We start from the raw sequence: 14,650 nt of genomic DNA on the forward strand, positions 1-14,650 counted from the left end.
ACCGATTCTTGGGGCGAGATCGAGGAGACGTCGTTCGGCAGGCTGATTCCGCTCAGCCTGCCGGCGGTTGTTCTGCAGCTCCCGCTGTTCCGCGGTCCGGATCAGCGGACGTGACCAGGAGCTCCAACGCTTCGACGCAGGCGAGCCAGGCCGCCAACTCGGCGGGTGACGGAACGATCGAGGACTGTCTGCTGTGCAGGTAGTCGCTGCTCAGTCCATAGACCCTGTGCACCTGCCGGATCAGCCTGTCTGCGCGCGGACGGTCTTGCTGCGGGATCGACGAGAGCAGACCCCACAGCCGGAGTCGTACTTTGTTGGTACCCGGGCCTGTCACCAGGAGTTCTGAAGGCGCCGACTTGATCAGATTTTCGATCCGCATCCGAAGTAGCAAGATCTGGCATCGGGCCCGCAACACGGCCGGAAGTTCGGCCATTGCTGCCTCCTGCCAGCCGTCTGCAGGTGTCCACATCAGCGGTCCACCGTGCTGAGCAGGTCGATGCAGAATTTCTCGGCACGTTGTACCCGGTCAGCCAGGTGCCCGGCTATCGATTGCAGCGTTGTGGTATCGGCATGCGCGCCACCGTTCAGTTCATGCACGTAGCGTGGATCGAGTTTTTCCAACACAGGCTGGGCTGGGTGCCCTTCACCGGCAAGCCTCTTGGCCACGTCGATGGCCGCATTGGTGCTGAAGGCTCGATTCAGGCCCGCAAGAGCTGCTCGCGAATTGCCGGCCCGGTGCCCGTAGGCGAGTACGAATTCACGCAATGCGGCATCGATCGCCTGCCTGCAGAAGCCCAGCACCAGCAGGCCCGCGGAGGTGTCGGACAACACCAGGGAGCGGCCCGTGTTGTCGGTGTTGGACCGCAGTAGTGCACGTGCGTCCGCGATCAGCGGCTGCCAAGGGTGGGTGGCGTCGACCTGCTCGATGTTGCCTGCTTCATCTCGAGCGAGCTTGATCAGACACAGATCGGGCACGTGGTGCCGCAACATGTCGACCAGCTGTGTGTCGTGGGTCAGCAGTACGACCTGCCCGCCTGCCGCCGCGCGGCGAGTCACCAGTTCGGCGAAGATGTCGGTGCGGAACTCGTCGAAAGCGTGTACTGGATCGTCCAGGACCAGGAAACGGAACGGTCCGGCGTCGCTTACCCCCAGGACCAGGGCCAACACCAATGCGTTGTACTGGCCTGCGGAGAGCAGACCCATCCCGGTGTCCCGACCGTTCAAGGACAGTTGCAGGGTTGTCGTCTCGCCGAAGCCGTCGTGGTCGGAAGCGCCTGCAGTCAGCGTGAGGCCGCCGAACTGCACGTCGGCCAACAGTCGGTGCAGCTGTTCGTTCACTGCGCTCTGGACTGCGTTCCGGCGGTCGCCGTGTACCGCGTCGAAGGCATGGGCAACGCGGTCGAGTGCTTTGCGGTGGTCTTCCAGTCGGACCGCCGCCGCGCCGTGTTTCGTCTGCGCCTCGACCAGTGGGAGACAGCACCTGCGTCGGGCCGCCCGCCAATGCGCGAGTTCGTCGAAGACCGTGCCCAGCTTGGTCAGCACACTGTGTACCTGGTGATCGAATTCCTCGTCTTCGGCCACTGCACGCAGGGCTTGCCAGGCGCGATCGTGTTCCGACCGTGGACTCCTGTCGATCAACGGCTCGATCAGCGCACACAACCGGTCCGTCACTCCGTCCGTGTGCGCTATGCAGTCCGCGATCCGCAGCAGAGGAAGTAGCTTGTCGACCAGTAGCTCGCCCAGCGCGTGCAGTTCGGCTTGGGCCAGGTTGAACTCCTCCCGGACGAGTCGTAGATCGGCCACGGTGCTCCGAGCCTTGTCCGACCAATCCCCGGTCGCACCGCCGCAGATCGGGCACGGCCCCTTTTCGTGGGCGCTCAGGTGATCGAGGAGATCGCCCAGTGCAGACAGTCCACCGCCGGACCAGAGTTCTTGGTTGCTTTGTGCCTGAGCCCGCTCGCTGCGGTTCAGCGCTGCCAGCGCCGATGCTCTCGCCTGCGCCACTTCACGACTGAGTAGGCGATCAACCTCAACCGCCGACATCGATTCGGCTGTGGAACCGAAACAAGTAGAGAACCATGTCGCCACGTCTTCTGTAGGCGTCTCGGGCAGTTCGACTGCACGGGGTGCCCGAATCTCCGGGTATCGCCGGGCGAATTCTTCGTCCAACAGCTCGAGCGCGTCGGTGACCTCGCCGCGGACCCGGAGCCATTCGTCGTGCGCATGCAACGCGGCGTCGTGATCGGTCTTCAGCAGGTTCAGGACCTGCCACCAGACATCGCCGAGACTCAGAGTGTCTTGTACAAAGTCTGCGAGGCGGCCTCCTCTCAGTCGGTGCGCCAGGTGGTCGTAGCCGACCACCGGGCGTCGGGCGGCGACGGCTGCCGCCCAGACAGAGCCGGGAATTTCGCTGATGTCTTCCGGAGCGTCGTGTGAGTACCAGGTCACGGCTGTCTTCTCGACGCCCGCGGCCAGACGCCAGTTCAATCGAAGCCGGTCGCCTCGATCATTATCGAGAATCACCAGCACGTCGGCACGTTCGGCGTCCGCGTGGAGCGCAGTCGGTCTGCGGGCGTCGGTCGAGTCGAATGCGGGGGAAAGTTTGATACCACCGAAGAGGGCGACTTCGAGGGCATCGGTGATGGTCGATTTACCGGTGCCGTTCGGAGCGTGCACGACCACAACGCCAGCGGAGTTCGGCAGCTCCAACCGGAATGGATCCGGGTAGGCGCCGTCCGGGTCGGTTCCGTTGGCTGCCCCACGAAAGCCGCTCACCTCAACGGAGCGCAGCGCCCACGGTCCGGCAGCCAGCGCGTCGAGCAGCACGTCCTCGTCGGTGTGGGCGCTTTCGCGGCAGCGACGCAGCACACCGCTGACGATCTCGTCGACGGCATCCGACACTCCGCCGGGCAGCAGTACCGCGTCGAGCTCTGCAACGGTCATGGCGGTGCGTGTGGTGCGGCGATCCTCGGATGAGTCGAACAAGACCGGCCCCCTCAATCACTGGCAACCTAGCATTGCGACCGATTCGAGCCAGTGCGTGGTTCGCGACGGGGAGTGACCGGTAGGGTCGTTGGTTCGGGTGGGAAACAAGGGCGATGGACCAGGGGGCTGGACGCCGATGGCCACGGTGGTGCTTGCGAAGGAACTCCAGAAAAACCTGGCGGTCGACGGATCACTCAAGCCGAGGGCATGGGACCTGCTCAGCAAACTCATGGCTGACCAGGACCTCACCGGCCTGGATCTCAAGATCCCGAAGGGGGCGCGGGATCCGCGAGTGCGGACCGCGCGGGTGACGGACAACCACCGTGCGGTGCTGTTCGCCATCGGTTCGGACGCCGATCAGTACTACCTGCTGGTCGCCATTCGGCCGCATGACGACGCTTACCGGTACGCCGCGCAGATCACCACGCAGCTCAACCCGACCAACGGCGTCCTCGAAGTGCTGCGTGACCTCACGCCTGCTCCCCCGGTTCCTTTGGCACCTGAGCGCACCGTGGCCGACGATCGCCGCTTCCTGGTGCCGTTCCTGGCCGCCGAGCTGAAGAGCGTCGGCATCATGTCCGAACTTGCCGAGCGAGCTGTCCAGATCCGTGATGTGGACGAGCTGCTGAAACTCTGCGAGACCGCGCCCAGATGGCAGAGCAACGCACTGCTCGACCTCGCCGACGGCAAGTCTCTGGAAGAAGTGCGTTCGTCCTATTCACGCCCCGAGGGAAAGAGCGCACGCCAGGATGTCCCCACCGACGCGAGCAATCCGGATCAGCTACGCGATTCGCTCAGTCACTTCTCGTCGCGGATGGAGTTCGTCGTTGTCGAGGGTGACGAGCATCTGCGTCGCATGCTCCAGGGAGATTTCGCCGCCTGGCGACTGTTCCTGCATCCTGAACAGCGGCGGGTGGTCGAAAAGGACCGTAATGGCCCCTACCGGGTCACCGGTGGCGCGGGGACCGGTAAGACAATCGTCGCCCTGCACCGCGCGGCGGAACTCGCCAAGCGGAACCCCGCGGCCCGCGTGCTGCTCACCACGTTTACGAAGAATCTCGCCCACCAGCTCAAGGCGGGACTGAGGCACCTTGCTGACCCCGATACGTATGCGCGGATCGAAGTCTGCAACATAGACCAGCTGGTTCGAGATGTCGTGGGCAGGGCGACCGGGGATCGGCTCGCCATCCTGAGGGAGAAGGACGAACGCCGCTACTGGGAAAATGCAGTGGCGAATGTCCCGGATCTCTCGGCCAAGGATCGTGCGGTATTCACCCCGTACTTCCTCGCAAGTGAGCACAAGCAGGTTGTGCTGGGCATGGCCAACCACGACAAGCACAAGTACCTGGAGGCGTATCGGCGAGGCCGAGTTTCGATCGACCCGAGCCAGAAGTTGCGGGTCTGGCGGATCGTCGATGAGTTCCGCAGGCTGCTGTCGGTGGACAAGTGCACCACCTGGGCGTTGACGGCGGCCAGAGCGGCGGCGATCGCGCAGTCTTCGGACCGACCGGTTGCCAACACGTACGACCACGTGGTGGTGGACGAGGGGCAGGATCTCTCGCCTGCGCACTGGCGATTGCTGCGGGCCGTCGTGGCAAGCGGTCCCAATGACCTGTTCATCTGCGAAGATGCCCATCAGCGGATCTACGGCGAACGTGTGGTACTGAGCAAGCTCGGAATCGAGACCAGAGGCCGGTCGCAGCGACTCACATTGAACTACCGCACTACGAAGCAGGTGCTGAAGTATGCGACCCAGGTGCTTGTAGGTGAGACCTTCCAGGATATGGAGGAGGAGGAAGAGTCAACCCGGCATTACAGGTCATTGTTGGCAGGTCCTGACCCGAAGAAGTACCCGGCCCATGATTGGGACGACGAGAAACGGTACATCGTCCAGACCGTGAAAAGATGGTTGGTCGACGTGCCCGCACCCGCGCCCGATTCGCTTGCGGTGCTGGTTCCGGATGGCACTGCCGTTGTAGAGGTGATTCGGGCGTTGGAGCGGGCGGGAGTTCCGGTCACAGAGGTCAACGAAAATGGCCCGTTGGACCCGACGAGCGTTCAAGTGGCCACGATGCACCGAGCGAAGGGCACCGAGTTCGCTCGGTGCATCGTGGCGGACGTGCAGTCCGAGAAGATCCCGCTGCGGTGGACTCTCGAGCAAGCGAGCGGGCACGATCAGGCCGACATCGAACGGAAGGCGCGCAGCCTGCTCTACGTGGCCTGCACACGCGCTCGTGATCAACTGGTCATCACTTGGGCAGGGGAACCGTCAAGGTACCTCCCATCTGAAATTCAACAGGGTCCGCCGGCGAAGTGATCGTTGCTGAGCAAGCAACTCACTTGCTGCGTGCTGCTGTTCGCCACGCTGGACCTGGGGGCGAACGATTCCGTCGAACTTGCCCGTTGGCGTGGATCGGAACCCATCCTGCCTCAACGAACTGAGGCAACGTGGGCGGCATGCCGCGTTCCTCTGGAGGCTTGCGGCCTGGATCGGATCTGTACGGCAAGATCGCGACTTGAGGCTTGACCGGCGGGTAACTCCGGCAAGCCGATGATCCCCGGCAGTGGCAGATCGGTGATCAACATTGAGCTCTGTCCCTGACGTGGGCAGCAACTGTCGGAGTCGCGCCGGGTCCGCTGGTTCGTGGAGTCGGGGTCGGGTGGGATGGGTCTAGACCTGTATGCCGATTATGTCCTTGGAGTTGCTGGAACATAACGGTAGGCCATCAGCTGTTAACGGCCATCGTGTAAGTCTCGACGTGTGGGGCGACGCCGCAGTTTCTCTGGCAGCTTCCTGATGAGGAGCCATAATGAGCGCTTCGCCTCAAGACGGTGATCAACCCACTGTTGCTGAGTCCTTGTCGTCGGATCTCATGTTGCCGGTCGCGGCGCGGGTTCGGTCCCGCTGGAAACTTTCTTGGTGGCAGTGGGCATTTGTCGGAGTGGCCACCACGGTCGTCATCGCGGTGTCTGTGGTCGCGATCAACGGTGCTGCTGGGACAAGCGTCTACGAGCTGTCAGGGGTGATGAGTCTCAAGGACGGTGACGCCACTTTCAGTTCGCGCAGCATTGTCGTTCTCGATCGAACAGTGGAAGGCGCCGACGGTATGTATGAATGTCGTGGCAGTCGTGGCAGTCGTGGCTATCGGGATATCGCAGAGGGTGCGGAGGTGAAGGTGTACGATGCGGCGAGCAAGATTATTGCGGTTGGTTCGTTGGGTAAGGGGCGTGCCGGTAGTCAGTCTGCTGACGTGTGCAACTTTCCGATTGCTGTCGCCAAAGTACCGGTTGGGCACGAGTTATATCAGGTCGAGGTCAGTCGTCGAGGAAAAGTGACCGTCGAGGCTTCGCCTGAGAACGGAAAGCTTTACGCCCTGCTTAGGCTTGGTGACTAAGTTCTGTCCAGCAGGGTGGTTGCTGGTGCCTGTTGGGTACGCCTTGGAGCCGGACTGGTTCAGGGTTTCGAGGTCACGTTCAGCTGGTCAGTGATCGTGGCGAGTAGTTCGTAGGACCGGCGGCGGTCCGCGTGGCGATACACCGGAGTGGTCACCATGAGTTCTCCGGTGCCGGTGGCGTCCAGGATCGCCTGTAGGTCGGTGGTCAGTTTTTCCGGGTTGCCGAGTAGGAGCTTGGCGGAGTGGGTGGCCAGGTGGGTTTGGTCGGCCGCGGTGTAGGGATGGGCGGCGGCTTGTTCCGGGGTGGGGAGTTGGATTCGGGTGTCTTGGTGGCGGCTGAGGACTTTCAGGCGGATGGGGCCGGCCAGGTATTCGGCTTGGGTGTTGGTTTCCGCGGCTATCACGGTGAGGCTGATCAGGGTTGTCGGGGTTGGGGTTTGGGGGGTGGGGCGGAAGTGGGAGCGGTAGGTGTTCAGGGCTTCTGTCGCTTGGGTGGGGTTCAGGTGGTGGGCGTAGGCGTAGGGGAGGCCCAGGGTGGCGGCCAGTTTGGCGCTGGTGGGGGAGGAGCCGAGTAGCCAGAGGGGTGGTGGGGTGCCGTTGATGGCGGGGATCGCTTTGATGGGGGCGTTTTCCGGGGGGTTGAGGTAGGTCTGTAGTTCGGCTAGTTGGTGGGGGAAGGGTTTTGCGGTTCGGGCTTGGGGTGGGCGGATTTCGTTGATCACTTGTTGGCGGCCGCCGGGGGCTTTGCCGATGCCGAGGTCTATTCGGCCGGGGTGCAGGGCGGTCAGGGTGGTGAATTGTTCGGCGATCAGCAGGGGGGCGTGGTTGGGGAGCAGGACGCCGCCGGCGCCCAGGCGGAGGTTTTTGGTGGTGTTTGCCAGGTGGGCGATGAGGACTGCGGGGGAGGTGCTGGCCACGCCGCGCATGCCGTGGTGTTCGGGGACCCAGTAGCGGTGGTAGCCCAGGGTGTCGGCCAGGGCGGCCAGGTCGACTGTGTTGTGCAGGGCCTGTTGGGGGGTGGCGCCCTGGACGATGGGGGAGGTGTCCAGGATGGAAAGGCGGATGGTGGGGGTGCTCATGGGGGTCCTTCGCGGGGCCGGTGGTTACCGGGATTCTCGCGGGTGGCTCAGTAGGGTGGGGTGGTGCGTGCGATTTCGGTGATCACCGCCGTGTACCGGCCTCGGGTTGAGCATTTGCTGGCCGCTTGGGAATCGTTGCGGGGGCAGGAGTTGCCCGCGGGGTGGCGGTGGGAATGGCTGGTTCAGGAGGATGGGCGGACCGGGGTCGCGGTGGAGGTGTTGCCCGCGGACGAGCGGATCCGGTTCGGGGACGGGCGGCCGGGTGGGGTGGCGATCACCCGGAATCTGGCGCTGGCGCGCGCTTCGGGCGAGTTGGTGAAGAACCTGGATCAGGATGATGTGCTGACGCCGGGGGTGCTGGCGCGGGATATCGCCGCGGTCACCGGGAATGACGGGGTGGGGTGGACCACCTCGCGGGCGTTGGATTTGTTGCCTGATGGGGAATTGGTGGGGTTCGAGGGGGATCCGGCCGCGGGGTGGCTGGAGCCGGGGTTTGTGCTGGATCGGTGGCGGGAGAACGGGTTTCGGCTGCCGGTGCATCCGACGACCCTGTGTATCCGGCGGGAGCTGGCGGTTCTGCTGGGTGGGTGGATGGCTGTTCCCGGGAGTGATGACACCGGGTTGTTGCTCGCCGCGAGTGTGGTGGCTGGTGGGTTTTTCGAGTCCGCGGTGGGGTTGCACTACCGGAAGTGGCCGGGGCAGGGGTCGGCGGCGGGGAGTGCGCACTATGAGGCGGTGGAGTGGGCGGCGCGGATGAAGTTGATGGGGGAGCGGGCGGACGCGTTGCGGGGATTGGGGATGAGGTTGGGGTAGTGGGGGCAGGGATTTAGGTTGCTTTTTCGAGGGTGGTCAGGAGTTTGGTGGCGGAGGACTGCCAGTCCATGGTCGCGGTGGTGGCCTGGGCGGCGGTGGTCAGGTGGGTGCGCAGGGTTTCGTTGCGGAGTAGGCGGAGGATGGCATCCGCCATGGCGGTGGGGTCGCCCACCTTGACCAGCAGGGCGTTCTTGTTGTGGTGGCAGAAGTCCTCCACGCCGCCGTTGCGGGTGCTGACCACGGCGGCGCCGCAGGCCATCGCCTCGGCCGCCGGGAAGCCCCAGCCCTCGGTGCTGGAGCTGCACAGGTAGATCGCGCTCTGGCGGTAGACACGGTCGGCGAGGGCCTTGCCGGTCAGGCCCTGGGCGTAGTCGATCCAGGGTGGCAGGTGGTGGGGTTTGGGGATGACGCCGAAGGCCCTGACCTGGAGGCCGGGGTGTTTGGCGTGTACCTGGCGCAGGGCGGCCAGGGCGGTGGGGGAGTCCTTGGCGGTGCTGTCGCTGAGCAGGACGGCCACGCCCGCGCGGGGCTGGGCGCGGGGTGGTGGGTGGTAGATGGTGTGGTCCAGGCCGTTGGGGATGGTGGTTATCTGTCCACTGTGGACGCCCAGGTCGGTGAGGATCCGGGTGAGGTGGGTGGAGACGGTGATCTTGGGGATGGGGAGCAGCAGGGCTTCGTCGACGGGGGCGGGGTCCGCGACGTTCCAGGTCTCGTAGCCCTGGACCAGGTGGAACGGGACACCGTGGGCCGGGGTGAGGCGGGGGAGCAGGGTGGCGGTTCGCCAGTGGGTGGCCACGACCACGTCGGCGGGTGGGATGTGCCCTGGGGTGAGGGTGGGGACGATCAGCAGGCGGACCCGGGGGTCTATCGGCAGCCAGGGGATCGCGCGGTGCGGGTCGCGGGTGTTGCGGTGGTCGCGGGCCTGTTCGCGCAGGTGACGGAGGGGGTGTCGGCGGCCTTCGCGCCAGCGTTCGTGCACGACGGTGACCTGGCAGCCCAGGGCGGTGAGGCGGTTGGCGTACTCGTAGACCACCCGGAAGCCGCCGATGGGGGTCCGGGGGAACACCGGCAGGATGAAGGTCACGCGCGACGCCATGCCTCCAGTTCTACCCGGCGGTGCTGAGCCAGCTCACCCGGTGGGCCTCGGTGGGGTCGGGGGTTTCCCAGCGGTGCAGCAGACGCTCGAGCACCGCCTCCGGCACCGGCGCGGGGCGGGACCGGTTGCGGGCACGCAGGATCGCGGGCGGGGCTTCCAGCGACACCAGGTCGATGCGGGCGTGGTAGGCGGCGGCCAGGCCGATGCAGCGCTCGCGGAGCTGGCGGGAGATGTTGGTGGCGTTCCAGACGAAACTCCGGCCGGCGCGCAGGTGTTCGCGGGCGGCCTCGTGCGCTGCGGCGGCCACCGGGCGCTGGTCGCCGTCGGGGGCGATGCGTAGTTCCGCACGCAGCGCGTCCAGGCTGACCACCGGGATTCCCTTGCGGTGCCGGGCGATCCAGTGGTCCTTGCCGACGCCGGGGAGTCCACTCAGGACGGTGGCGGTGAGGCGGGTGTCGTCGTGCGCGGCGTAGTCCGGATCACGGCCGGGGGTGCGGAAGTAGGTGAAGCGGGCGTGCTCGGAGGCGAACTCGCGTGGACCGTCCAGGCAGCGGGATTCGGCGCAGTACTGCTGGTACAGCGCGATGTTCTCCAGCACCTCGGCGGTGTCCGCGCAGCTCCGGCCGAGGATGTCGGCGGTGGCCAGCAGGACCAGGTCGGCGTTGCCGGCCAGCAGGCTGGCGCGGAAGGCGATGCGGTCCAGGTCAGGGCGTTCCAGCGCCCAGAACGGGACCTGGTGGTGCCGGATCAGGCAGCAGACGTGCTCGCGCCAGGCAATGGGCGCGTCCAGCTCCCACAGGATGCGGCGGGCCATGATCTCGCCGCGGCGGGAGTGGCCGCGGGCGGTGATCCTGCCCTCCGCATCCACCTGGGTGCACACCGGTTTGGCCACGTCGTGCAGCAGCACGGTGGCGAACAGGCGGACCCGCTCCGCGGCCGGGCGGGCGCGCCACTCGGGCAGGGCGGCCAGCGCCTCGCAGGCCATCCTGGTGTGCGTCCAGACATCGCCCTCGGCGTGGTGCACCGGATCCTGGGCCACGCCGCGCAGCCGGCGCACCCAGTCGAACGCCTCGGTGATCTCCGCCCATGGCACTGTCCACTGTGGACCGGTCGGGCAGAGTCGCTCAAAGACCCGCATACAGCGCCTCCGGGTCGGCGAGCCGGTTGGGCGTGATCGGGCGGTCCAGCCAGTGGCCGCCGGAGTCGAGCACCTCGGTCAGGAAGCTCGGGCGCACCCACTTGTACCGGCCGACGGTCTCCGCGCCCTGCTCGACCTTGATGTAGAGCCCCTCCATCTGCTCCGGTCCGCAGGTGGACGGGCCGAGCAGCGCGGTCAGTTCGGCCACGGTGGACAGTGGGCCGGTGTGCAGCACCGGCACCGGGCACACCGGCAGCCCGTCGAGCAGTGCGCGACGGGCCGTGGTGGACAGGAAGACCCCGGTGTGCCGGTCCAGGGCGTCGAACTCGCAGAAGTAGTGCGGCAGCCGGTCGTAGTAGACGGTGTGCTTGGCGTAGAGCCATTCCCCGTACAGCACGTACCGGTCGGTCAGCCGCGGCCACAGCAGGTGCGCGGCCGCGGCGGCCCAGGACTTGAACTGGTCGAACTGGCGTTCCCGGGGGCCGCCGGTGAGGTAGTGGCCGCGGCTCTGCAACCGCTGCTCGCCCTCGGCGGTGAAGCTGATCGCGGCGTTCGCCCCGTCCAGCTTCTCCTCCACCACCAGGTGGCGGCCGGCGATCTCGGCGTACCCGACCGCGGCGAGGTCGTGGTCACCGGGCTGCAGCCGGGACCCCTCCAGGTGCGGCGTGCGCGGGTACTTGCGAAGCATGGGTGTTGTTCTACCTGCCCGTTCATCCCCCCGGCGAACGGTTTTGGCCGGTTCAGACCTTCTGGCGGCGGTTCCGGAAGATGATCACACCGGCGGCCACGGCGGCCAGACCGCCCGCGGCGAAGCCACCGACGGACATCCAGTCCAGGCTCTCGCCGAGGCCCTGCTGGGCCAGTGCGCCGCCACCGGTCTCGGCCGCGCCCTTGGGCTTGACCTTGACCTGCTCGTTGGCCTTGGTCTCCACCGGCTTGCGCGGGGTGGTGCCGGGACGGCGCTGGCTGGGCAGCACCTCGAAGCTGCCGGTGATGGTCTTGCCCGCGCAGGTGAAGGACAGGGTGTGCGTGCCAGGCTTGGCGTCCGGCTTGATCCGGCCGTCGGAGGTGTAGGACTGGCCGGGCTTGCCGGTCAGCGGCGGCGCGTCCAGCACCGCGGAGGTGATCTTCGAGCCGGTGAACCTGGGGTCCTTGCAGTAGGCCCGCACCAGGACCTCCTGGCCGGCCCGGATCGACTTGTCCTGGACGCCGATGGCGCCGATGACCTCGTCCGCGGCGAACGCGACCGGCGCGGCGAGAAATGCGGTGGCGATAGCGGCCGCGGTAATTCCGGTGAATGCGAGACGAGTACCCATTTCCTTTTTCCCCCTTGATGGATCGCCGCCGCGTAATTGGGGCGGTCTTGGTGGCTCCGTGAAGAAGACGCCTCCTGGGGCCCGGGGGTTGCCAGCAGGTCTGCCGGGTATATCGAGTCGTTATATTTGCTGGTCGCGGAGGTGGTAAGCAACCTTCGCCCGGCTCGTGCGTCGGCGACCCTCAGGCCACCATCGAATGAACGTGGCGGCGATGATCTTGATTCGCCGTGCGTGCCCCCCGGGGTCGCCGACATACTTCCGGGTATGCGTATCGCTCGATCACTCACCGTTTTCGCTTTCGCGGTGACCGCATTCTCCGGCAGTGCGGTCGCCCTCGCGTCCCCGTCGGCCGCACAGGCGCCGTGTGGATTCTTCGTGGAGAACAACTACGCCAAGTACAACCACTGCGGCGCCGCGGACCGGATCACCATCCGGGTGCGCTGGTACGGCGGCTTCGGCGGCACCGCGGACCGGTGCGTCGGCAAGGGTGTGACGAACCTGGAACGCCAGGGCAACTCGGGTGACCGGTTCATCTCCAACGCCTACTACCTGCGCGACGGCTGCTGACCGGCCGGCGGGACCGGGATGCGCCGAGAGCGAACCCGGTCCCGCCTCCCGGCCGCCCGGTCTACCGTCGAGCACGGACAACGACCAGGGAGGTGGGAACGTGGCTCAGGACAATGGGTTGCGGATGCGCGCGGGGGCCGGGTTCAGTCTCAGCGATTCGGTGTTCGACCGGCTGCTGAGTGAGCGCATCGTGTTCCTCGGGTCCGAAGTGGACGATGAGAGCGCGAACCGAATCAGCGCCCAGATGCTGTTGCTGGCCGCCGAGGACCCGGAACGGGACATCGTCTTCTACATCAACTCCCCCGGCGGCTCGGTCAGCGCGGGCCTGGCCATCTACGACACCATGCAACTGATCGCCCCGGACGTCTCCACCTGGGCGATGGGCATGGCTGCCTCGATGGGCCAGTTCCTGCTCTCCTCCGGCACGCCGGGCAAGCGATACGTGCTGCCGCACACCAGGGTGCTCATGCACCAGCCGCACGCCGGGCTCTCCGGCACCGCCTCGGACATCGCCATCCGCGCCGAGGAGTTCGGCAAGCTCAAGCTGCTGGTCGCGGAGATCACCGCGACGCAGACCGGCAAGACGGTGGAGCAGATCACCGCCGACGCCGACCGCGACCGGTGGTTCAACGCGCCGGAGGCGGTGGCGTACGGGCTGGCGGATGAGGTGGTCAGCCGGCCGGGTGCGCTGGGCTGAGGTCCTCAGCGGCGGCGTCGGTCGCCGAAGTGCACGCCGCCGTGGATCTCCCCCGCCTGCACCCCGTTCATCTCGCCGTGGACCGTGTTCGCCACCCCGCCCCCGGCCGCGATCCGGCGGGCCGCCTCACCGGGCTTGCTCTCCGGCGTGGTCGCGGGTTCGGGCAGGGGCTGGGGTTCGGCGAAGGCGGTGAGGCGGTCGGCGGCGAAGCCGGGGACGCGGAGCCAGGCGGTGTTCTCGGTTTCCTTGTGCTGGAAGGTGATTCGACCGAAGTCGGATTGTTTGACCAGGTCGGTGTAGGGGCCGCCGAAGACGTCCTGGTAGGCCTTGGCGGAGAGGATCAGGGCGGTGTTGAACTCCGTGGGGTTCGCCTGGGCGCAGTGGCGGACCACGGTGCGGAAGGCGGGGGCGTCCAGCATCCGGGCGCAGTCGATGTTGGTGCGGTGCAGGCCCTCGTGCGCGGGCAGGGGGCCGATGCCGAGGGATACCCGCAGGCGGACGTCGGGCTTGTGCCAGCGGTTGTGCTCGGCGGCCAGTTCGTCGAGCAGCTGGGTGGCGTCGAGCAGGTTGCCGAGGGTCTCCTGGGGGAAGGCGGCGAGCAGGCCGTCACCGGTGTGTTGCCAGTCCACGGCGTCGGCCCTGGTCAGCTCGCGGGCGGCCAGGGCCTGCTCGGTGAGTTCGCGCATTCTCTGGGCCGCCACGTCCAGGTGGTAGCCGGGGTTGCTGCCGGAGTCGATCAGGTCGATGCCGAGCACGGTCCGGTTTACGGGCATGAGGGCCACGCACTACCTCCACACGGGTGCCAGACGGATAGGCCACGCCATGGGCGGGAGTGTGCTGCGAATGGCCGATGAGTTCTCCCGCGTCCCAGGGAGAACGGCTCGACTGGCTCAGACCTGTTCGGCCAGGCGGCGTGGGTCGGGCAGCAGGTAGCGCAGGCGGCTGGTGCGGACCAGGCCCTGGGCGCGGAACCGCTTGAGCGCGGCGTCCACCGTCTTGGCCGAGGCGCCCACCGACTGGGCCAGTTCCTTCTGGCTCATGCCGCGGATGGCCACCCCGTGCTCGGTCTGCTCGCCGCGGTCATCGGCCCAGCTCAGTAGCTGTTTGGCCACCCTGGTCGGCACGTCCTGGAAGGCCACGGACAGGCCGCGGTGATCGGCGTTGCGCAGTCGTCGTTGCAGGGTGGAGTTCACCAGCAGCAGCACGTCCTGGTTGGTGCGCATCAGGCTCAGGAACACCGCCCTGGGCACGTGCACGGCGCTGCCCGCGGTGTGCGCGATGACCGTGGCGCTGCGCGGCACCTCCTCGATCACACCCAGCTCGCCGATCAGCTCGCCGGCCCCGTAGAAACCGGCGATCAGTTCGGTGCCGTTGCCGCCGGAGAGCAGCACCTTGACCAGGCCCTGCTCGATGAGCAGGACCTCGTCGCTCTCGGCGCCCTCGGACAGCAGGGTCTGTTGTCGGTGGAAGTCCCTGGACCTGCCGTATCGGCGCAGCACCGCCCGGACCGCGTCCTCCCTCGCCATCACCGCATCATCTCCAACCGGCCAGCTCGGCAGGGAGG

14 protein-coding genes are annotated in these 14,650 nt (G+C 66.7%); 5 read left to right on the top strand and 9 right to left on the bottom strand.

The window, feature by feature from the left end; genetic code table 11:
* Positions 1 to 52 precede the first annotated feature (52 nt).
* Both HNR67_RS13015 and HNR67_RS13020 read right to left on the bottom strand, forming a co-directional pair.
* Entirely contained in the window at positions 53 to 433 is a 381-nt protein-coding gene (locus HNR67_RS13015) for a hypothetical protein (protein ID WP_185002285.1), read from the bottom strand.
* 35 nt (positions 434 to 468) lie between these two features.
* A complete protein-coding gene (locus tag HNR67_RS13020) occupies positions 469 to 2,943 on the bottom strand; it encodes an AAA family ATPase (RefSeq protein WP_185002286.1) in 2,475 nt (824 codons plus the stop codon).
* A 178-nt stretch (positions 2,944 to 3,121) separates the two neighbouring features.
* Here HNR67_RS13020 and HNR67_RS13025 point away from each other — a divergent pair, with 178 nt between their 5' ends.
* The gene (locus HNR67_RS13025; protein ID WP_185002287.1) at positions 3,122 to 5,302 is read left to right on the top strand and encodes a UvrD-helicase domain-containing protein; all 2,181 of its coding nucleotides are present in this window, start codon (positions 3,122 to 3,124) and stop codon (positions 5,300 to 5,302) included.
* Between the two features lie 493 nt (positions 5,303 to 5,795).
* Complete coding sequence (locus HNR67_RS13030) at positions 5,796 to 6,380, top strand: hypothetical protein (protein WP_185002288.1); 585 nt, start codon at positions 5,796 to 5,798, stop codon at positions 6,378 to 6,380.
* A 59-nt stretch (positions 6,381 to 6,439) separates the two neighbouring features.
* On the opposite strand, the gene HNR67_RS13035 is transcribed toward HNR67_RS13030, so the two are convergent.
* On the bottom strand, positions 6,440 to 7,459 hold the full coding sequence (locus tag HNR67_RS13035) for an LLM class flavin-dependent oxidoreductase (protein ID WP_185002289.1): 1,020 nt from the start codon (positions 7,457 to 7,459) through the stop codon (positions 6,440 to 6,442).
* A 78-nt stretch (positions 7,460 to 7,537) separates the two neighbouring features.
* On the opposite strand from HNR67_RS13035, the gene HNR67_RS45620 reads away from it, so the two are divergent.
* The gene (locus tag HNR67_RS45620) at positions 7,538 to 8,272 is read left to right on the top strand and encodes a glycosyltransferase family protein (protein WP_312989572.1); all 735 of its coding nucleotides are present in this window, start codon (positions 7,538 to 7,540) and stop codon (positions 8,270 to 8,272) included.
* 13 nt (positions 8,273 to 8,285) lie between these two features.
* Here HNR67_RS45620 and HNR67_RS13045 read toward each other — a convergent pair whose 3' ends face one another.
* Genes HNR67_RS13045 through HNR67_RS13060 form a run of 4 tightly spaced genes read right to left on the bottom strand, consistent with a single transcriptional unit; the run spans position 8,286 to position 11,822 of the window.
* The gene (locus tag HNR67_RS13045; RefSeq protein WP_185002291.1) at positions 8,286 to 9,368 is read right to left on the bottom strand and encodes a glycosyltransferase family 4 protein; all 1,083 of its coding nucleotides are present in this window, start codon (positions 9,366 to 9,368) and stop codon (positions 8,286 to 8,288) included.
* Between the two features lie 10 nt (positions 9,369 to 9,378).
* Positions 9,379 to 10,506 (bottom strand): AAA family ATPase, encoded by a 1,128-nt coding sequence (locus HNR67_RS13050; RefSeq protein WP_185002292.1) that lies wholly within the window; start codon positions 10,504 to 10,506, stop codon positions 9,379 to 9,381.
* The gene (locus tag HNR67_RS13055) at positions 10,493 to 11,194 is read right to left on the bottom strand and encodes an RNA ligase family protein (protein WP_185002293.1); all 702 of its coding nucleotides are present in this window, start codon (positions 11,192 to 11,194) and stop codon (positions 10,493 to 10,495) included. Before HNR67_RS13055 ends, HNR67_RS13050 begins: the two co-directional genes overlap by 14 nt.
* Positions 11,195 to 11,246: 52 nt before the next feature.
* On the bottom strand, positions 11,247 to 11,822 hold the full coding sequence (locus tag HNR67_RS13060; protein WP_185002294.1) for a hypothetical protein: 576 nt from the start codon (positions 11,820 to 11,822) through the stop codon (positions 11,247 to 11,249).
* Between the two features lie 264 nt (positions 11,823 to 12,086).
* Here HNR67_RS13060 and HNR67_RS13065 point away from each other — a divergent pair, with 264 nt between their 5' ends.
* Both HNR67_RS13065 and HNR67_RS13070 read left to right on the top strand, forming a co-directional pair.
* Positions 12,087 to 12,389 (top strand): DUF6355 family natural product biosynthesis protein, encoded by a 303-nt coding sequence (locus HNR67_RS13065; protein WP_185002295.1) that lies wholly within the window; start codon positions 12,087 to 12,089, stop codon positions 12,387 to 12,389.
* 124 nt (positions 12,390 to 12,513) lie between these two features.
* A complete protein-coding gene (locus tag HNR67_RS13070) occupies positions 12,514 to 13,086 on the top strand; it encodes a ClpP family protease (protein WP_185010577.1) in 573 nt (190 codons plus the stop codon).
* 5 nt (positions 13,087 to 13,091) lie between these two features.
* Here HNR67_RS13070 and HNR67_RS13075 read toward each other — a convergent pair whose 3' ends face one another.
* The gene (locus HNR67_RS13075) at positions 13,092 to 13,859 is read right to left on the bottom strand and encodes a hypothetical protein (protein WP_185002296.1); all 768 of its coding nucleotides are present in this window, start codon (positions 13,857 to 13,859) and stop codon (positions 13,092 to 13,094) included.
* A 117-nt stretch (positions 13,860 to 13,976) separates the two neighbouring features.
* Positions 13,977 to 14,612, bottom strand: coding sequence for a Crp/Fnr family transcriptional regulator (locus HNR67_RS13080; protein WP_185002297.1), 636 nt, complete (start codon positions 14,610 to 14,612; stop codon positions 13,977 to 13,979).
* Positions 14,613 to 14,650: the final 38 nt, after the last annotated feature.

Origin of the sequence: Crossiella cryophila (assembly GCF_014204915.1) — a bacterium.
Lineage (GTDB): Bacteria > Actinomycetota > Actinomycetes > Mycobacteriales > Pseudonocardiaceae > Crossiella > Crossiella cryophila.